This is a genomic window from Herminiimonas contaminans (genome assembly GCF_015645465.1).
Classification (GTDB): domain Bacteria; phylum Pseudomonadota; class Gammaproteobacteria; order Burkholderiales; family Burkholderiaceae_D; genus Oxalicibacterium; species Oxalicibacterium contaminans.
Genome location: NZ_JADOEL010000003.1, coordinates 231105 through 251221, shown reverse-complemented (window position 1 = coordinate 251221; position 20117 = coordinate 231105). Strand labels below are relative to the sequence as shown.

The 20117-nt window shown below is 53.5% G+C and carries 17 protein-coding genes and 1 tRNA gene; 15 read left to right on the top strand and 3 right to left on the bottom strand.

All coding sequences use genetic code 11. The features are described 5' to 3' along the window. Positions 1-182 precede the first annotated feature (182 nt). Both gdhA and IXC47_RS05675 read right to left on the bottom strand, forming a co-directional pair. On the bottom strand, positions 183-1526 hold the full coding sequence (gene gdhA, locus IXC47_RS05680; RefSeq protein WP_175626698.1) for an NADP-specific glutamate dehydrogenase: 1344 nt from the start codon (positions 1524-1526) through the stop codon (positions 183-185). A gap of 790 nt (positions 1527-2316) precedes the next feature. Continuing rightward, positions 2317-2393, bottom strand: a tRNA-Arg gene (locus IXC47_RS05675). Positions 2394-2792: 399 nt separating this feature from the next. Between IXC47_RS05675 and IXC47_RS05670 the strand changes: the two genes are divergently transcribed. From IXC47_RS05670 to IXC47_RS05620, 11 genes are all read left to right on the top strand, one after another. Then, entirely contained in the window at positions 2793-4238 is a 1446-nt protein-coding gene (locus IXC47_RS05670) for a PAS domain-containing sensor histidine kinase (RefSeq protein ID WP_230089410.1), read from the top strand. A gap of 109 nt (positions 4239-4347) precedes the next feature. Further along, a complete protein-coding gene (locus tag IXC47_RS05665) occupies positions 4348-4995 on the top strand; it encodes a response regulator (protein ID WP_175626696.1) in 648 nt (215 codons plus the stop codon). A gap of 232 nt (positions 4996-5227) precedes the next feature. Next, positions 5228-6820, top strand: coding sequence for a GGDEF domain-containing protein (locus IXC47_RS05660; protein WP_195874952.1), 1593 nt, complete (start codon positions 5228-5230; stop codon positions 6818-6820). Between the two features lie 461 nt (positions 6821-7281). After that, positions 7282-8793 carry a flagellin N-terminal helical domain-containing protein gene (locus IXC47_RS05655; protein ID WP_175626694.1) on the top strand — a complete coding sequence of 504 codons (1512 nt, stop codon included), beginning with the start codon at positions 7282-7284 and terminating at the stop codon, positions 8791-8793. Between the two features lie 83 nt (positions 8794-8876). Further along, a complete protein-coding gene (locus IXC47_RS05650; protein WP_175626693.1) occupies positions 8877-9254 on the top strand; it encodes a flagellar protein FlaG in 378 nt (125 codons plus the stop codon). A 96-nt stretch (positions 9255-9350) separates the two neighbouring features. Continuing rightward, positions 9351-11372: a flagellar filament capping protein FliD gene (fliD, locus tag IXC47_RS05645; RefSeq protein ID WP_175626692.1), complete on the top strand. Its 2022-nt coding sequence runs from the start codon at positions 9351-9353 to the stop codon at positions 11370-11372. Between the two features lie 21 nt (positions 11373-11393). Next, complete coding sequence (gene fliS / locus IXC47_RS05640; protein WP_175626691.1) at positions 11394-11882, top strand: flagellar export chaperone FliS; 489 nt, start codon at positions 11394-11396, stop codon at positions 11880-11882. 3 nt (positions 11883-11885) lie between these two features. Further along, a complete protein-coding gene (locus IXC47_RS05635) occupies positions 11886-12227 on the top strand; it encodes a flagellar protein FliT (protein ID WP_407651071.1) in 342 nt (113 codons plus the stop codon). A 55-nt stretch (positions 12228-12282) separates the two neighbouring features. Then, on the top strand, positions 12283-13380 hold the full coding sequence (gene fliK, locus IXC47_RS05630) for a flagellar hook-length control protein FliK (protein WP_230089409.1): 1098 nt from the start codon (positions 12283-12285) through the stop codon (positions 13378-13380). A gap of 4 nt (positions 13381-13384) precedes the next feature. Then, positions 13385-13672 (top strand): EscU/YscU/HrcU family type III secretion system export apparatus switch protein, encoded by a 288-nt coding sequence (locus tag IXC47_RS05625; protein ID WP_175626689.1) that lies wholly within the window; start codon positions 13385-13387, stop codon positions 13670-13672. A gap of 53 nt (positions 13673-13725) precedes the next feature. Beyond that, entirely contained in the window at positions 13726-14484 is a 759-nt protein-coding gene (locus tag IXC47_RS05620) for a flagellar brake protein (protein ID WP_175626688.1), read from the top strand. 150 nt (positions 14485-14634) lie between these two features. On the opposite strand, the gene fliE is transcribed toward IXC47_RS05620, so the two are convergent. After that, on the bottom strand, positions 14635-14988 hold the full coding sequence (gene fliE, locus IXC47_RS05615; RefSeq protein WP_175626869.1) for a flagellar hook-basal body complex protein FliE: 354 nt from the start codon (positions 14986-14988) through the stop codon (positions 14635-14637). Positions 14989-15254: 266 nt separating this feature from the next. Between fliE and fliF the strand changes: the two genes are divergently transcribed. The 4 genes from fliF to fliI are packed head-to-tail and all read left to right on the top strand — an operon-like array spanning position 15255 to position 20091. Further along, entirely contained in the window at positions 15255-17009 is a 1755-nt protein-coding gene (gene fliF / locus IXC47_RS05610; protein ID WP_195874950.1) for a flagellar basal-body MS-ring/collar protein FliF, read from the top strand. Then, complete coding sequence (gene fliG, locus IXC47_RS05605) at positions 17002-17997, top strand: flagellar motor switch protein FliG (RefSeq protein WP_175626686.1); 996 nt, start codon at positions 17002-17004, stop codon at positions 17995-17997. Before fliF ends, fliG begins: the two co-directional genes overlap by 8 nt. Next, entirely contained in the window at positions 17990-18688 is a 699-nt protein-coding gene (gene fliH, locus IXC47_RS05600; protein WP_175626685.1) for a flagellar assembly protein FliH, read from the top strand. The genes fliG and fliH overlap by 8 nt, the downstream gene beginning before the upstream one ends. Further along, complete coding sequence (fliI, locus tag IXC47_RS05595) at positions 18688-20091, top strand: flagellar protein export ATPase FliI (RefSeq protein WP_175626684.1); 1404 nt, start codon at positions 18688-18690, stop codon at positions 20089-20091. Before fliH ends, fliI begins: the two co-directional genes overlap by 1 nt. Positions 20092-20117 lie beyond the last annotated feature (26 nt).

Here is a 20117-nt window from a genome sequence, read left to right as displayed (position 1 = left end):
TTTGCTGCCCGACAGATATTCGATCGCCGACTGACAGATATTCGATCCGCCCATAATGGCACAGTTTGGGATGCTCGACCAACGCTAGTTGATGAGGGATAACACGTAGAAAAAAAAACGCTTCCGTTAAGGAAGCGTTCAGATTGATGCCAGGAAGCAAAGTATTAAGCAAATAGTACTACTTAATAAACGCCCTGCGCCAGGATCGCGTCTGCCAGCTTGACGAAGCCAGCGATGTTCGCGCCATCAACATAGTTGATAGAACCATCAGCACGTTTGCCGTGGTGTGCGCAGTTGGCGTGGATTTCTTTCATGATGCTATGCAAACGCTCGTCAACTTCAGCGTGGTGCCAGGACAGGCGCAAGGCATTCTGCGACATTTCCAGACCGGAAGTAGCAACACCACCTGCATTGCTGGCTTTGCCAGGTGCGTACAGGATACGTGCATTGATGAAAGCATCAACCGCTTCCAGCGTCGAAGGCATGTTGGCGCCTTCGGCTACGCATACAACACCGTTCTTGATCAGGGTTGCCGCATCGTTACCGTCCAGCTCATTCTGCGTTGCGCAAGGCAAGGCGATCTGTACCGGGATATGCCAAGGACGCTTGCCCTCTTCGTATTGCAACTTGAATTGTTTGGCGAACTCTTCAACACGACCGCGTTTGACGTTCTTCAATTCTTTCATGGCTTCCAGCTTCTCTTCGTTGAAGCCGTCCTTATCGTAAACGGTACCGCCGGAGTCGGACATCGCCACGACTTTCGCATTCAGCTCCATCGCTTTTTCAACTGCAAACTGCGCGACGTTACCGGAGCCGGAAACCGAAACTGTCATGCCGTCGAATGACTTGCCGCTATGACGCAGCATTTCTTCAGCAAAATAGACTGTGCCGTAACCGGTCGCTTCAGGACGCATCAGGCTGCCACCGTAGGCCAGGCTCTTACCTGTGAAAACGGCCGAAGTATCATTCGACAGCTTCTTCATCATGCCAGCCATGTAACCAACTTCACGCGCGCCAACGCCAATGTCGCCAGCCGGAATATCGGTATCCGAACCAAGGTGACGATACAGTTCAAACATCAAAGCCTGGCAGAAACGCATCACTTCGCCATCGCTCTTGCCCTTAGGATCGAAATCGGAACCGCCCTTGCCGCCGCCCATAGGCAGGGTCGTCAATGCATTCTTAAAGCTTTGCTCGAATGCGAGGAACTTCAGGATGGACAGATTGACCGATGGGTGGAAACGCATACCGCCCTTGAACGGACCAATCGCCGAGCTGTGCTGGATACGGAAAGCACGATTGACCTGCACCTGGCCACGATCATCTACCCATGACACACGAAACTGAATGACGCGTTCTGCCTCAACCAGGCGTTCCAGCAAACCATCCTTTGCATACTTCGGATTTTTTTCAATAAAAGGCCACAAGCTGAGCATGACCTCTTTAACAGCTTGCAAAAATTCTGGTTGATGAGGGTCGCGCTTGGCGACCATGGCAAGAAAGCCGTCCACGGTGGCGTGAGTCAAAATTGCTCCTAACAATAAATGGGGGAAGTGCGCATCCGGTTCAGTACCGGATCACAGTCTGCGATCGCAATTGATGTATAGCGTCGCTTTACTACGTGAAGGAATAGGCTGAATCTGCATCTTTCACAGAGCGCACTATTTTAGTGCAATTCGACAAGATAAGCAGCTAAAAGCTATCTGCCATGTTACAAATATGTTGAAAAATATCGACGTCTAACAGGCGCTTGCAATTATTCCGGGTGCTGCCAAGTCTGAAAACGACCGGCTGTGACCTACACAGGGCACATACAATCAACCCGAAAATTTGTGCTGCGGCGGAAAACTAACGACCAGCATGCACAATCAGAAACCGCTCGCGCCTGACCACAAGGAGCCGCCTGCACCCTAGTTAGCAGTCCGCCTCAATCCCGAACAAAGATGAGAACAGCATGTGCCTGCGGCTAAAAAGTTCGATCCATCCATTCGGGACCATGCCGGGACGCATTCCAATTACCGCAACGCCCATCGCATGACGATGCGACAAGCACTTCTATGCAAGCGACGAGATCAAGCCAACCACCTGATGCAGGACGCCATCCGCTATTACTTAGGATATGGATACAAATTTGGAGAATAGAAAGAATTGGGAGCTCTACACCGCCCACCAATGAGGTGCGGACTTAGCAAACCGTTCGCTTTTTAGCTTTGCAAAACAGGACAGGAGGAAGCCTTTGTTTAGCCGTATCGCACACGAGGCAAATCGAATCCAGAAAAGAAAAAAGGGTCCATCTTGCGATGGACCCTTTATATCTGGTGCGGCTGGCAGGAATCGAACCCACGACCCCTTGGTTCGTAGCCAAGTACTCTATCCAGCTGAGCTACAGCCGCGAAAGAAAAAATTATAGCATGACTATATTTCAGATTGGAAGCCTTGATTGCAATTTTTTATCTAAATAATTCTACAAAGGCATTTTTCCTCATTCCACGCAAAGTAGCACCCCTCATTCGACAGTTCTCCAATCTGCCGTCTTTCTCAAGACGGGCCGATATAGGGCCATCAATAAATTGCCGCAGACATCAACGCCCGCCCCTACAACTGTAAATAACTACGAGCATGAATACGAATAACTTATGCTAAAGTCGTCGCAGTTGTTTTCAGTTGAAATAACATCCAACATTTAGCTTGCAGGAGACGAGATGCCTGGTCACCGCGCTACAAGCAAAAGACATATTGAACAAAAGGGAATTGTCATTAACACGATGCATGCTGAGTGGTTGCCAACGATCTTGCAAGGATCGTCCAGCGAAATCTACGTTTTAAACTACAACACATTACGCTTTGAGTACGTCAATCCAAGTGCATGCAAAAACCTGCAATACAACCACGATGAATTAAGTGCGATGTCGCCCACCTGCATCGCCAGGGATGTCACGCAAGAAGCGTACGCGCAGTTTATCCGAGATCTGCAAAACGACAGCAATACCTCCGTCTCCATCAGTACCCAGCACACACGCAAGGATGGCAGCAGCTATCCGATCGAATTCCAGTTGTTCTACCTGGCATCCGACACGACACCGGCCATCATCGCTATCGGCAATGATGTCAGTTCGCGCTACAAATCAGACAAGGCATTGCGCGCCAGCGAAGCGCGCCTGAGTACGATGGTGTCCAATACACCGGGCCTGGTTTATCAGTTCCGCCTCCGCAAGGATGGAAGGTTCTCCTTCCCTTATGTCAGCGATGGCTGCGAAGCCTTGCTGGGCATCAGTTCAGAAAAACTATGCGACAACCCGACCCTGTTTACCGGTTTGATTTTGCATCAGGACATGTCTTCATTCCGCGACACCATGCGTATCTCTGCCGAGCAGATGAGCAACTGGAACTGGGAAGGCCGGATCTGGGTCGAGGAATGGAAAGACATCAAGTGGATTAATCTGCGCGCCACCCCGCGTGCACTGGATGATGACAGTGTGCAGTGGGAAGGCATCATGACAAATATCACCGCCAGCAAACTCGAGCAGGAAGAAATCATCCGTTCCCGCGCGCAGCTCGCTGAGCTGTCGGCACACGTCAATACCGTTAAAGAACAAGAACGCACCCGTATCGCCCGCGAGATACATGACGATCTCGGCGGCAACCTGACCGCGATCAAAATGGCTTTGGCGCTATTAACACGACGCTTGCCGACCAAATCTCCGGAGCTATATGAGAAAGCCGCCTACGTTGAGTCACTGGTAGACCGCACGATAGAAACCGTGCACCGCATCGCTGGTGACCTGCGTCCCGGCATACTCGATTTCGGCCTGGTCGCTGCGATCGACTGGCAAAGCAAGGAATTCGAGAAGCAAATGGGCATGCCATGTGAATTTGTTTCAAACAAGGCGGAAATAGATCTGGATATGGATCAGGCGACAGCGTTGTTCCGCATCTTCCAGGAAGCGCTGACCAATATTGCCAAACATGCGCAAGCCAGCCTGGTAACGGTACAGCTCATGCATACGCCGCAGTATGTACGGCTGGAGATTATCGATAACGGACGCGGCATAGAGCTGGCGGATCGCGCAAAACCAAAATCATTTGGTATACGTGGCATGGTCGAGCGTTCGGTGGCATTAGGCGGCAGCCTTTCTGTCAGCACCGCGCCGAAAGGTGGCACAGTCGTTGCTATTAACCTGCCTTTGCCCACTAGGCCGGTATCTGACAATATCCAGACGAATAATATTGGGCATTAAGCGACAGAATTTGGCGGTCAGGAACCTTGTTGCGCCAAAATTTGTCACATATAGACAAATAGTTAACTCGAATCTGGCACTGCTATCCAGACAGCCATAAAGCATAACAATGACAACGAAGAACGTAATTAAAGTCTTGATTGCCGACGATCATGCGATCGTACGTGAGGGTTTAAAGCAAATTCTTGCTGACACGAAAGATATCGTTGTAGCGGGTCATGCCGAAAACGGCATCGAAGCGATCAAGCTTACCCGTGAAGGTACTTGTCAGGTGCTGTTGCTGGATATTTCGATGCCGGATCGTAGCGGGATAGAAGTACTAAAGCAGGTCAAGAAGGAATCCCCAAAGACCGCCGTTCTCATGCTCTCCATGCATCGCGAAGATCAATACGCGATACGCTCACTCAAGGCCGGCGCCTCCGGCTACCTGAATAAACAAAGCGCACCAGCCGAACTGGTAAATGCAATCCGCCAGGTTGCCGCTGGCCGTAAATACATTAGCGCCGCGCTCGCACAAGAGCTGGCCAACCAGATCAGCGACGACCACGAAACACCGCTGCATGAAACCCTGTCTGATCGCGAATACCAGACCCTGACCATGATTGCTTCCGGCAAAACCGTCAGTGACATCGCCACCGAACTGGTGCTGTCAGTCAAAACCATCAGCATGTATCGCTCACGCTTATTGCAGAAAATGAAACTTCGCCATAATGCGGAGCTGACGCATTACGCGATCAAAAATCATTTGGTCGATTGATTTACGCAACTGATCAGTTGCCACCTCGCCTGCTCTGCCTGCGCTCACAATCTTTAGCTTTAAGACAAGGAAAGCCGTGCCATTTGGCGGTTTTTGTTGCATTTTGGATAAAGCGTCAAAGTGGTCAGCATTTGCCTGCTTAATCCCCTTATCAGACTTGTCTGCATAGTTATATTATTGCGAAACAGGCCGATATCCGGTCCATCAACAATAAAGAAACGCGCGTGCATTCATGCAAGACAAGCGAGACACCCCGCCACAAAACCCTGCTGAAATCGCACGAGAAGCCTTTCGCCAATTGGCCGTCCGCAAAATAGCCCCGACCCCGGACGCTTATCGCGCCATTTACGACGAGATCGCTGGTTATACGCCGCAACCCACTCCGGAAGAAATCCTGAGCGAGTTTGCCGCGTCCTTATCGACGGCACCAGACGGTGTCGCCATCATAGGCAAAACCCTGGAAGAAGCCGCCTCCACCTCGTACTGGCCAGACTTCAGCAAGGGACTGACGCAACTGGTCAAGCATTACCAGACACAGCTGGCGATACAAACCAATAGTGCCGCCAATACCGCGGCAGCCCCGGTTGCTGCCAGCAGCGCCGGTTTGTCCCTGGTTGACGATCCACAACCTGCCCTCCTGCGCGATTTGCTTACACGCACACTGACGTTGGCAGTGGCTTCCCTCTTGCAGGGTGCCCCTGAGCTAGCCGCGGAGGCAGAGGCACTCGGCCGCTCGATCAAGGATGCGAAAACCGAAGCCAGCCTGAATGAAGTCTCCGGCAAGCTCAAGCAACTCTGCTTCAAGATCGAACTCAAGAGCGGCGACATGGCGCAGCAGCAGGAAATGCTGTTGCGATTGTTCCGCCTGCTGCTGGAAAACATAGGCGGCCTGCTGGAGCAGGACTCATGGATGCACGGACAGATTGAAGCAGTACGCGATTTGATTTCGGCGCCTATCAATGACGTTGCGCTCAATGAAGTGATGCGCAGTCTGAAAGAAGTTATCTACAAACAAGGCACGTTGAAGAACAGCATCAACGACGCCAAGGTTTCCGTCAAAAACATGGTCAACACATTTATCGATCGTCTGGCAGACATAGCCAATAGCACCGGCAACTACCACCAGCAAATTGACCGGTATTCAAAAGAACTCACACAAACTGCGGATATCAACAAGCTGAGCAAAATCCTCGACGAGGTCAAACGCGAAACACGTATCGCGCAAACCGAAGCGCTGCGCTCGCGTGACATCGTACTGGCAGCACGCAAGGATGTCGAAGATGCAGAAGCACGCATACATAATCTGGAACAGCAACTTGAACAGATGAGCGAACTGGTGCGTGAAGATCAGCTCACCGGCAGTCTCAACCGCCGCGGCCTGGATGATGTGCTGGAACGCGAGATAGCACGTGCCGACAGACGTGCAACGCCACTGTGCATCGCTATGCTGGATCTGGACGATTTCAAACAGATCAACGACAAGTATGGCCACATCGCTGGTGATGAAGCATTGATCCATTTGGTCCGCGTCATCAAGGAAACGCTGCGCACTATGGATGTCATCGCCCGTTTCGGTGGCGAAGAGTTCCTCATCGTCCTGCCGGATACCCCAATGGAGGAGGCTATCATGACCATCACGCGCCTACAACGTGAGCTGACCAAACAGATTTTCATGCACAACCACACACGCCTGCTGATGACTTTCAGTGCCGGCGTTGCCCTGCGCAAAGAGCTGGAAGACCAGGCCGCGATGATCAAACGTGCAGACATCGCCCTCTACGAAGCGAAAAAAGCCGGCAAAAATCGCGTCATCCCGGCGCAATAAGCTTAAACAGAGGCGGTAAAAACGGCCTTTAATGACGAATTAAGCAATAAAAGCCCTGCAGAGATGCGGGGCTTTTTATTGATTCTTCGGCACGCCGTCACTTTTTCACAATATTTTGCAATTATTTTTTGCTGCGACTGACTGCTCAAACAAGCCAGATAGTGTGCTTTTTGGCAACTTCCCATTCGACAGGAATTCGGAAAAATTAAGGGCGATTTCTCTTTTTATTTGTTTTAAATCTCACATTATTTTCTTAAAGATTTTCCAGATAGCGACCGACAAAGGACATATCTGGCTGCAGTTCGGGCGAGACCGGGAAAAAATTAGTTTCAGTCTTTCACTAAACTTTTCCCGGAACCGTCCGATAAAACTTACAACGACGCTGCATATGCAATAAATCGCACAGCAGACGTTGAAGTGCTTCAGTCGGACTTCCATCGGACTACAACAGGAGAATTAACATGGCCGCAGTCATTAATACCAACATCTCGTCGCTGAATTCACAACGCAACCTGACCGCATCGCAATCTTCCCTCGCTACTTCGCTGCAACGCCTGTCCTCAGGTCTGCGTATTAACAGCGCAAAAGATGATGCTGCAGGCTTGGCAATTTCTGATCGTATGACCAGCCAGATCAACGGCTTGAACCAGGCAGCGCGTAACGCCAACGACGGCATCTCGATGACGCAAACAGCTGAGGGTGGTCTGGCAACAGCAACCGACCTGCTGCAACGTATGCGTACCCTGGCAGTTCAATCTGCCAACGGCACCAACTCCGCATCTGACCGTGCTTCGCTGCAAGAAGAAGTCGGCCAACTGCAACAAGAGTTGAACCGTGTTGCTAACACAACCCAGTTCAACGGCCAAAACGTTCTGGACGGCTCGCTGAGCAACGCTCAATTCCAAGTCGGCGCAAATGCTAACCAAACGATCAACTTCTCGATCGGCAACACCCAAGCGTCCGCTATCGGTAACAATGCGATCAAAAGCAATGGCACAAGCACCGCTGCTACTGCAGGTACAGTCGCTGGTACCATTGGTGCGAATAGCACAGCAGTACAAACATTCACCGTTCAAGGTAACGGTACAACCTCAACCTACGCTGCTGCTGTTGGCGCAAGCGCTTATGCTATCGCTAAAGGTGTCAATGCAGCTTCGGGTTCGACCGGTGTAACTGCAACAGCAACAACTACTGCTACCCTGTCGGCCTTCACTGCAGGCAGCCAATCGTTCACGATCCAAGGCGCACCAAAAGCTGACGGTTCAGCTAACCCAGTTACTGTTACGGCAACAATGGCAACCGCAACTGACGTCGGCGGCCTGGCTGCTGCGATCAATGCCCAATCCGGCGTAACCGGCATCAACGCAATTGCCGATACATCTACGGGTAAAATCTCGCTGACACAAGCGCAAGGCTATGACATCGGTGTAACCAACAACCTTACCGCAAACAACACGACCACATTGACCGGTGCTAGCGGTGCAGGCGTTGCTCTGGTTCGTGGTGCAGCAAATGCTGCAGCAGCAGGTGACTCGGCAACTGTCGGTGGTTCGCTGGCATTCAACTCATCGGGTTCGTTCACAGTCGGCACATCGGCTGCAGGTACCGTGCTCGCCGCAGCTGCTAACTCGAGCGCACTGTCGTCGGTTGCTAGCATCGACATCACCACGCTGACCAACGGTATCCCAAGCGGCGCTAACGATGCATTGCAAGTCATTGACTCCGCTCTGGCAAACATCAGCTCCTCCCGCGCTTCGCTGGGTGCGTTGCAAAACCGCTTCACATCAGTTGTTTCTTCGCTCAGCACCACCAGCGAAAACTTGAGCGCAGCTCGCAGCCGTATCCTGGATGCTGACTTCGCTTCGGAAACAGCTAACCTGACACGCGGTCAAATCTTGCAACAAGCTGGTACCGCAATGTTGGCACAAGCGAACTCGCTGCCTAACGGCGTGCTCGCTCTGCTCCGTGGCTAATCCTAGCCCGTCAGCAGCGTAGTAAGAAATGAATCCCCGGCTGCATTTTGGTAGCCGGGGATTCGTTACAACAGGAGTCAATTATGGATATCGGACAAATTGCTAGTAGCGCCAAGGCAGGTACACGTATCGATCCGCAACCGTCGCCAGTCAGCAGCGCGGTAAATCCCGCAGCCAAAGCAGTCTCTTCCCCTGTGCTCACCACCGGAGCTGTCCAGCAACCGGATGCCGCCAGCGCGCAAAGCCAGGTCGGCCAGGCACTACAAAGCATCAACAAAGCACTGCAAGGTTTATCTTCCAACCTGGAATTTACAGTCGACTCAGACAGCAATCGCACCATCGTCAAGGTAGTTGATCAACAGACGAAGGAAGTCATACGCCAGATGCCGTCGCTCGAAGCGATCGAAATTTCCAAAGCCTTGGATAAGTTGCAAGGTTTGTTGGTGAAGCAAAAAGCATAAATTGCATCAAACAGACGGGTAAATCACCCTCTTACCTTGGGCTTACCCTCGTCTGCCTTCCTATATATTGTGGTTTTTCTCTAGCAGGAGAAGCAAATGGCCGTTTCATCAATCGGCGTTGGCTCCGGTTTACCCCTCGACACCTTATTGACCAATCTCATGACGGCTGAAAGCCAGCCTCTGACATTGATGGCGCAAAAGGAAGCGAGCTATCAAGCCAAGTTAACAGCATACGGCACCCTCAGTGGCGCACTCAGCGCATTTCAGACAGCGATGTCATCGCTGGGGAAAAGCTCGACCTTTGAAAACCTGCAAACCACGGTTGCGGACAAAACTATCCTGAGCGGTACTGCAAGCACCAAGGCAGCAACCGGCAACTATCAGATCAATGTCACACAACTGGCGCAGGCGCACAGCCTGTCCACCGCGGGACAAACCAGCAAAACCGCGCTGATCGGCACGGGCGCAACGACGACGCTGACCTTCCAGTTCGGCACCATTAGCGGCGGCACCCTGACCGACGGTGTATATAGCGGCGCGACCTTCACGCAAGACGCCAAACAGGCGACCGGCACCGTCACCATCAAGAATGGCGACAACTCACTGCAAGGCATACGCGATGCAGTCAATGCTGCCAATATCGGCGTAACCGCCACCCTGGTTTCCAACGGTAGCGCGGCACCTGATCACCTGGTTTTCACATCGAATAAAACCGGTGCGGTTTCCAGCATGAAGATCGATGTCGATGGTGACCCGGCTTTGCAAAGTCTGCTCGGATACGATCCGGCCGGCACCCAATCGCTGAAACAAAACAGCGCAGGACAAAACACCCAATTGACGGTCAATGGCTTCTTCGTCGACAGCCCGACGAATGAAGTCAAGGAAGCGATACAAGGTGTGACCTTGAATGTTTCCAAAATCGGCAACACCACGATGAGCATCGCCAAGGATACGGCTGCGGTGGAGACCAGCGTCAAGGCCTTTATCAAAGCGTACAACGATCTCACCGGCACCATCAAAAAACTGACCGCATACGATGCCACCACCAAGACCGGTGGCCTGCTGGTTGGTGACTCGACGGCTCGTACCATCCAGGAACAGCTCAGCAAGACATTGTCGGCGTCGCTGGAAGGATTGAGCAATACAAATATGTCCTTGCCGCAGCTCGGCGTGACGGTACAACGCGACGGCACACTTGCGCTTGATTCCGCCAAGCTCAGCAAAGTAATGGAGAGCAATTACAACGACATCGCTGGCCTGTTTGCCACGGTCGGTAAGGCTACCGACAGCCTGATCAATTTCAATGCTTCAAGTTCGGCCACCAAGGCTGGCAGCTACGACATCACGGTCACCAAACTGGCCACTCGCGCCGAGATGACCGGCACGGTCAATCTGAATGCCGGCAGCACCACCATTGCGCCCAACACGAAGATGAACATCACGCTCGATGGCGTCAGCGCAAAGATCAATTTGACTGAAGGTACCTACACCGCGAAAGAACTCGCGGCGATGGTGCAGTCTGCCATCAACGGCGCCTCCGAAATTTCGAAGGCAGGTTCCAAAGTAACCGCAACCATAGACAGCAATGGCTTCCTGAATTTGCAATCGGATCGTTACGGCTCCGCTTCCAAAATCAGCATTAACTCTGAAACCGGGACACCAGTCTCAACCTTGCTTGGTTCGGTATCTAGCGGTACCAATGGTGTCGACGTAGAAGGCACCATAGGCGGCATGCTGGCCACCGGCTCCGGCCAGATCCTGACGGCAGCCAAAGGCTCGGATGCAGCTGGGCTAAAGATAGAAGTTATCGGCGGCACCCTGGGTAGCCGCGGCAAAATCGACTTCTCGCAAGGTTATGCGGATCGCCTGAGCAAACTCACCGATAGCTTCATCGGTAGTGACGGCCTGATCGCCGGCAATACCAACAGTCTCAACAGCAACATCAAACGCCTGACGGATGATGCGGATGCATTCAAGGTCCGCCTCGCGGCAATTGAGGCGCGTTATCGCAAACAATTCACTGCTTTGGATACCCTGGTTTCCAGCATGCAGGCTACGCAAACTTATCTGACACAACAGCTCGCCGCGATTGCTGCGAATACCAGCTCGAGTAGCTAAGTAGAACTCCGGGAGACATCAATGTTTGGATCATCGCAAAGCGGAGCAAACGCCTATGCCAAGGTTGGCATGGAAACTGGCGTGATAGCTGCCAATCCGCACAAACTCATCATCATGCTGTTTGAAGGTGCGCAAATCGCACTCAACAATGCATTACAGCAAATGCAGGCGGGGAACATCCCGGAAAAAGGCAAGGCCATTTCCAAAGCCATCATGATTATCGAAAACGGCCTGCGTGCCAGCCTCGACAAATCAGTAGGCGGCGAAATCGCTATCAACCTTGATGCGCTGTATGAATACATGGGCGGACGTCTGTTACTCGCAAACCTGAATAACGACCCGGCCATCATCCAGGAAGTACAAACCCTGCTCAACGATATTAAAAGTGCATGGGAAGAAATCGCTCCACAATCCGCCGCACCGGCACCGGTGAACGGATTGCCAGGACAAATACAAGCATCCTCCTACGATGCACTCGCGCCTAACATGTCCCGTTTAATGAAAGCCTGATCGATGATGAACGAACAAGAAATCATTTGTCTGTACGAAAACGTTGCGACCATAACCGATCAGATGCTGGCTGCTGCACGCAGCGGTGATTGGGAAGAATTGACGGCACTCGAACAACGCTGTGCGGCGCAGGTAAGCATCCTGAAAAACGGTGAGGCACCGGTTGCATTGACAGGTGCAGAGCGTGAACGCAAGGTAGAGATCATTAAAAAGATCCTGGCTGATGACCGTGAAATCCGTAACATCACCGAACCATGGATGGCCAAACTATCCATGCTCATCAATAGTACCGGGACTGAGCGCAAACTCAATCACGCCTATGGTGCCGGTGGCCGTTCGAATTAATCCGGACTAACTTATGCTGCCACGGGCCGATATCACAGGTACCCGGCCCGTAATCTTGATCGAGGCAACCACGCCGGCAACGGCGTTGGGACAAGCCAAACAGGAATCACTAGACCGGCTCATCCAGCTTACGCTTGGCAAGGAATACCAGGCGCAAGTGTTGTCACGCCTGGCTGACGGCAATTTCCTCGTCAAGATCAATAATGCGCCTGCCAACATGGTGCTGCCGCCCGGCACCAAAGCGGGCGACACCTTGGATCTGACACTGCTGGCGGTCCAGCCACGCCCTACTTTCCTGCTCGGCAAACCTGATCCCGGTGCGACTATCTCACTGAGTAACGCCGGACGTCTGATCGGTAATATGCTGCAGCAGACGCAAGAAGGCAGCATGCCAACTACCCTGGTCGGAAAAGCTCCGGTGCTGAGTACTCCTGGCGCACCCGCTCCGCAAATCGCCGCAGCCCTACAGAACACGATAGCCTTCAGCGGTCTGTTCTATGAGTCGCACGTGGCGCAATGGGCACTCGGCGCACGTCCGACGGCAGACTTGCTGCGTGAGCCACCAGCCAAGCGCGTTGCTACCTCGATCCTCGGTACGCCACAACCGACACCGGCATCGGAACCAGAAACCGGTAACGGGCTGAATCACCTCGTCAATAATCTGCGTGGCCTGGTGACAGGTGAGCGTGCCCAACCCGCAGATGTACAAAAAACAGCAGTACTGGCACGCAGCGCCGACCTGCAGGAAGCGATAGCACCTGTTAGCAACAAACAGCCTGAAGTAGCGGGCACCGAAGCGGTCAAGCTGATCAGCCTGCAACTCGATGCACTGGAGCAGCGCCGCATCATGTGGCAAGGCGAACTATTCCCCGGGCAACCGCTGGAATGGGAAATCAAGGACGAAACGCCGCAAAAGGGCAAAGATCAGGCCGAACCGGAGCCGGTCTGGAACAGCACAGTAAAGTTTTCCCTGCCGACGCTGGGTGCAGTATCCGCATCCATCAGACTGGTAGGAGACCGGGTACAAATACAGGTTAATACGCCCAGTGCAGAAACCGCCAGCGCCTTGCGTACGCATGGCGAGTTACTGGCCGATGCACTGGGTGCAGCAGGATCGCCGCTGGAATCATTCCTGGTGAAGCAAGGGGGATAACAGGATGGACAAACCCACCCCGCCCCAGCAAGCCGTTGCGCTTGCCTACCAGAGTAATGACTCGGCGCCACGTGTCGTGGCGAAAGGGCGCGGTGCAATTGCCGAACAAATCATAGAACGCGCCAGAGAACATGGCGTTGCCATCCATGAGTCGAAAGAGTTGGTGGCACTTCTATTGCAAGTTGAGCTGGATGAGCATATCCCGCCTGCCCTGTACCGGGCGGTGGCGGAACTCCTGGCGTGGTTATATCGCGTTGAGGCTGCCCAACAAGGCGGCGGCAATGTATCATGACCAGTTGCAATTTTTAGTGCCGGTGAATTACCTACGGTTTTAAAGAAATAATAATGACACTTGTAAGCGACTACGAAAATGACGACATGAACCCGTTCCGGGTTCGCTCACGCCGGGAAGTTATTGCCTTGCTGCGCAGCATAGGCGAGCGCAACCAGCTGGTCCGTATGGTCATCAATCACGGTGCCGACACAATTGTCACATCCATTCTCAACATAGACGAAACAAATGACACGGTCCTGCTGGATTGTGCACCGACCGCGATCATGAACCAGCGGGTGCTGGACAGTAAACGTCTGTCATTTGAAACCGTGCTGGAAAATATCCGCATCCTGTTCACCGCACCATCGGCCGAAAGCTGCGTCTACGAAAACCTGCCAGCTTTCGTGATCGATTTGCCGACCAGCGTCATACGCTTGCAGCGTCGTGAGTTTTATCGCGTACCGACACCACTGACTTCTCCGGTGTCCTGCATCGTTCCTTACACCCGGGAAGGCGTCACGACCGAAATCCCCACTACCCTGCACAACATCAGCGGCGGCGGGATCTCCATCGTCGACGAAAAGAAACTGCTGGGTACGGCCATAGGCCAGACTTATGATAATTGCAAGATTGATTTACCCGGCAGCGGTGTCATCACCGTTACACTGCAAGTCCGCAATGTGCTGGAACTGACGCTGACCAATGGCAAAAGCATCAATCGCCTCGGCTGTGAATTCATACGTCCATCGAACGGCACCCTCGCCGTGGTGCAAAAATACATCACCAAAATAGAACGCGAGCAAAACGCCAAAGCGACCGGACTCGGCTAAATCCGGGTCGGTTCAAGGTTCAGATAAGTACTGAGCTGGATACTGCGGGAAGACGATGCCGCGCAATGCGGCATCTGAAGATAATCTGAAGTGGGTGCTGCAGGAAAAATACCGGGGCTGAACAGCCCCGTTTTCTTATTTGTTTCTTGCTTACACCTGCATATTCATCATTTCCTGATAGGCCGATACCAGCTTGTTGCGTACTTGCACCGTTGCCTGGAATGAAATACTCGCCTTTTGCATCGAAATCATTACATCTGACAGATTGACGCTGTCATCCCCCATCGAAAATTTCTCGCCCATCTGATTGGCGGTGCTCTGCGCACTGGCCACATTATCGAGCGACGCTTTCAGGGCCTGTGAAAAGTCGGCGCGGGTCGCCGTCTTTTCCGGTTGCGCCATCCCGCCCAGCGGATTCACCGCAGGCTGGGAGCGCGCTGCGGCGGCTCTGAGCTGTGCCACCATCGCGTCTATCGCGCTTGAATCAATTCCACCGACTTTCATCATTCTCTCCATCTTGTTGCTTGCAAGCACTATAATTGCCTAAGCTGATCTTGATCTGTTGCCCACAAGGGTGTTCAAACTACCTCGACAAGTTATCACGCACCCTGATTTGGATCGGGCTGATAAGCCATAGAAATATTGCTCTATTCCAAAGATTGAAATTCCCCGCAAGCCCGACAATTCAAGCTACGGAAAAAAGCTTGAATAGCGAGAACAGCGATGAATACACCAATCCGATTTGACGATAGCCACGCAGGAGCACAATCATGGCAGTAGTCGTAGCAGGCGAAGGCGGTCTGCCACCTGGCGTTCCGGCCGAGGCAAACGCCACCCCTAATATGCAGAACTCCTTCATGGATATGGCGAAGTCGCCGAACGGACGCAAGGTATTGCTGATGTTGGGTAGCGCAGCCGTAATCGCCGTCATGATCGCACTGGTGCTGTGGAGCCAAAAGCCGGAATACAAGGTGCTTTTCTCCAATTTTTCAGATCGCGACGGCGGTGCCATCATGTCGTCACTGCAGGCATCCAACGTTCCTTACAAATTCGCTGAAGGCGGCGGTGCCATCTTGGTTCCGGCCGATAAAGTCCACGAAATCCGTTTGAAACTGGCGGCTGAAGGCTTGCCTAAAGGTGGCGGCGTCGGCTTCGAGCTGATGGAAAACCAAAAGCTCGGCGTTTCCCAATTCCTCGAACAGGTCAACTTCCAGCGTGCACTCGAAGGCGAACTGGCGCGCTCGATTCAATCAGTAGGCGCAGTGCAGGCCGCACGTGTCCATCTGGCGATGCCAAAAGCGTCGGTCTTCGTACGTGACCAGCAAAAACCAACCGCTTCCGTTTTGCTCAACCTGCGTCAGGGTCGCGCGCTCGATCAACAGCAAGTCAGCGCCATCGTCCATCTGGTCGCCAGCAGCGTACCTGAGCTGTCGCCGAAAAACGTCACCATCGTTGATCAATCCGGCAATCTGCTGTCAGAAACCAACAAACCTGCCGGTTCCAATACGCTGGATCCGTCACAACTGAAATATGTACAGGAACTGCAGCAAAGCATCACCAAACGTATTGAATCCATCATCACCCCTATCGTCGGTGTGAATAATATCCGTGCGGAAGCAACCGCTGATGTGGACTTCTCTACCAGCGAACAGGCTGCAGAAATTTACAAACCGAATCAGGTGCCTAACAGCGCTACCGTACGCAGCCTGCAAACCAGCGAATCGCGCGGTAACGGCAATGGCGCGTCAGGTGTACCAGGCGCATTGACCAACCAGCCTGCACCGAATGCGACTGCACCGTTAACAGCACCACCACTGGCAGCGGACGGCACACCATCGACTGCAACCAATCCACCCGCTCCTGGTACCCCTGCCGCCGCAGCTGCTGCTGCAGCAGCCAGCGCAGCTGCGAATGCGCAGCCGACACAAAAAGACACGACTACCAACTTCGAAGTGGATAAAACGATCCGCTACGTACAACAACCTATGGGTGGTTTGAAACGCCTGTCGGTCGCGGTCGTCGTCAACTACAAACGTGTGGTCGCGAAAGACGGCAAAGTCACCATCGTCCCTCTGAGCGAAACAGAGAAAAACCAGATCAGTGACCTCGTCAAGGAAGCGATGGGGTACAACAAGGATAGGGGCGATACGCTGAACGTCGTGAATAGTCCTTTCGCCGGCGTGGAAAAAGATGAGATCGTGCAGCCACCACTGTGGGAACGTCCAGAAGTGATTGAGATGGCGATCCAGGCAGCCAAGTACCTGGCGCTCGGCATCATCCTCTTCATGCTCTATCGCAAAATGTTGAAGCCTATGCTCAACAAACTGAACCCACCGCCGCCAGAACCGCTGTCGCTGGAAGATGAAACCGCTGCAGCAGTAGAGAAAATGCATCTGGAAGAAGATGGCAAACCGATGGGCATACAGAATACGTATCAACAGAATCTGGAAGCTGCCAAAGAGCTGGCAAGGAAAGATCCTAAAGTCGTCGCTAACATTGTGAAATCGTGGGTGGGAAATGATTGATAACGGCGTACATAAAGGTGCCATCCTGATGCTCGCACTCGGTGCTGACGAAGCAGCCGAAGTGATGAAGTACCTGGGTCCGCGCGAAGTGCAAAAACTGGGCGCAGCCATGTCCACGATGAAAGCCATCCAGAGCGAAGAACTGGTTGCCGTCCTCAGTGAGTTCCGTGCTGAAACCGAGAAGAACACTTCGCTCGGCCTGGACTCCGATGACTACATCCGCGACGTACTGACCAAGGCGCTGGGCGACGACAAAGCCGCTTCCCTGCTTAACCGCATCCTCGGTGCGCGCGATGCCAGCGGTATTGAAAGCCTGAAATGGATGGATGGCCAATCAGTCGCCGATCTGGTGCGTAACGAACATCCGCAAATCATTGCAACCATCCTGGTTCACCTTGAACGTGACCAGGCATGCGAAGTACTGGAACGCTTTACCGAGCGCCTGCGCAACGACGTGGTATTGCGTATCGCGACACTGGATGGCGTGCAGCCAGCCGCCCTGCGCGAACTCAATGAAGTACTGACCAAGCTGCTGACTGGTAATGAAAACCTGAAGAAAAAACCGATGGGCGGCGTACGTGCTGCCGCGGAGATACTCAACTTCTTCAGCGGTGAAAATGAAATCTCGGTCATGGCGAATCTGAAAAGCTATGACAACGACATGGCGCAAAAAATCATGGACGAGATGTTTGTCTTCGACAACATCATGGATATCGAAGATCGTGGCATCCAGTTGTTGTTACGCGAAGTCCAGTCCGAGTCGCTGATCATTGCACTCAAAGGTGCAACCCCAGAACTACGCGAAAAATTCTTCAAGAATATGTCGCAACGTGCCGGTGAAATGATGCGCGAAGATCTGGAATCCAAAGGTCCGGTGCGTCTGTCCGAAGTCGAAACCAATCAAAAAGAAATACTGCAAATCATCCGCCGCCTGGCAGATGAAGGTCAGCTGACATTGGGCGGCAAAGCGGAAGATGCTTATGTCTAACGTCATCCCGAAAGAGCGCCAGTCCGCTTATCAACGTTGGGAAATGACTTCGTTCAACGAAGTAAAACCCAGCGCCAAAGTCGAACCGGTCAAAGACCATGCCGCCGAACTGGCAGCCGCGAATGCAGCCGCTGCCGCCCACACTGCAAACATTGCAGCCATGGCCGAGCAAATCGAAAACGCGCGTACGGAAGCGCATGCCGAAGGCTATGCCGCTGGCATGGAGGAAGGTCGTGCTGCCGGTCTGGCCGAAGGCCGCGCGCAAGCCGAGCAGGAAAAGCAAACCTTGCTGGATATCGCCGATACCTTCGGCACCGAAGTTGCACAAGCCAACGAACTGATCGCCAGCGATATGCTGGACCTGGCACTCGACCTCGCCAAAGCAATGCTGAAAACCGCGCTCAACGTGCGCCCGGAACTCATCATTCCACTGGTACGCGAAGCCATCCACTACCTGCCTACGCTGCAACAACCTGCGATGCTGCATTTGCATCCGGATGACGCCGCCATCATCGCCACCCACCTCGGCGATGAACTGAGCAGTGCTGCCTGGCGTGTAGTCGAAGATCCGCACATGGATAGAGGCAGCTGCCGTGTCGAAACCGTCACCAACCAAATCGACGCCACTACCACCACCCGCTGGCAACGCATCGCCGCGGCCCTCGGCAAAGAATCTGACTGGCTGATCTGATGCTGACCGACCATCCCAACAGCGGCCGCTGGCAAGCCTATCTGCGCGATTGCCGGATGTTGCTGGACATCGCCGAACCGATGCAGGTATCTGGCCGCATTACGCGTGTCGCTGGCCTGGTCATGGAAGCAGTCGGACTCAAACTCGCGGTCGGCAGCGCCTGTACCGTGCCGCTGGCGAACGGTGCACGCATCGAAGCTGAAGTCGTCGGCTTTGAAAATGACCGTTTATTCCTGATGCCGCAAAGCGATGTCGAAGGCATCATCCCTGGCACCCGCGTGTATCCGGTCGAAGTCGTGCAATCGCTACCGCGTCCCGGTGCCGTTACCCACCCGCGCCGTCGTCCTAGCGACCGCGGTCGTCACCTGCCGGTCGGCATAGAGCTATTGGGTCGGGTACTCGATGGCGCTGGTCGCCCGCTCGACAATCTCGGACCACTCAATGCGGCTCATGCTGCGCCGCTGAACGTACGCGCTGCCAATCCATTGTCACGTGCTCCGATTACCGATGTACTGGACGTCGGTGTGCGTGCCATCAACAGCATGCTGACCGTTGGTCGTGGCCAGCGCATGGGGCTGTTCGCAGGCTCCGGCGTCGGTAAGAGTGTCTTGCTCGGCATGATGGCGCGCTACACCACCGCCGATGTGATCGTGGTTGGTCTGATCGGCGAACGGGGTCGTGAGGTCAAGGAATTCATCGAACAAATCCTGGGCGCGGAAGGCCTGGCTCGTTCGGTCGTGGTCGCCGCCCCGGCTGACACACCGCCGCTCATGCGTCTGCAAGGTGCCGCTTACGCCACCGCGATCGCCGAACACTTCCGTGATGAAGGCAAGGATGTCTTGCTGATTATGGATTCGCTGACCCGTTACGCAATGGCGCAACGTGAAATTGCGCTGGCCATCGGTGAGCCACCAGCGACCAAAGGTTATCCGCCATCGGTTTTTGCCAAATTGCCAGCATTGGTCGAACGCGCCGGTAATGGTAAAGAAGGCGGCGGCTCGATTACGGCCTTTTATACCGTGCTGACCGAGGGTGACGATCAACAGGATCCGATTGCCGACTCCGCCCGCGCCATCCTGGACGGCCATATCGTGCTGAACCGCTCGCTGGCTGAAGCCGGTCACTATCCTGCGATCGATATCGAACAATCGATCAGCCGTGCGATGCATAACATCACCACGCCTGAGCACCAGAAGCAGACACGCAAGCTGAAACAGCTGACTTCGCGCTACCAACGCAATCGTGACTTGATCAGCGTGGGCGCTTATAGTGCAGGTTCCGACCCTGTGCTGGATGAGGCGATCGCCCTGAACTCGAAAATAGAGTCATTTTTACAACAGGATATTACCGAACGGTGCGGCATAAACGAGAGCTTGGGGCAACTTGCCTCGCTATTCGACTGATTGCCGCTGCCCTGCAAAAAATATAA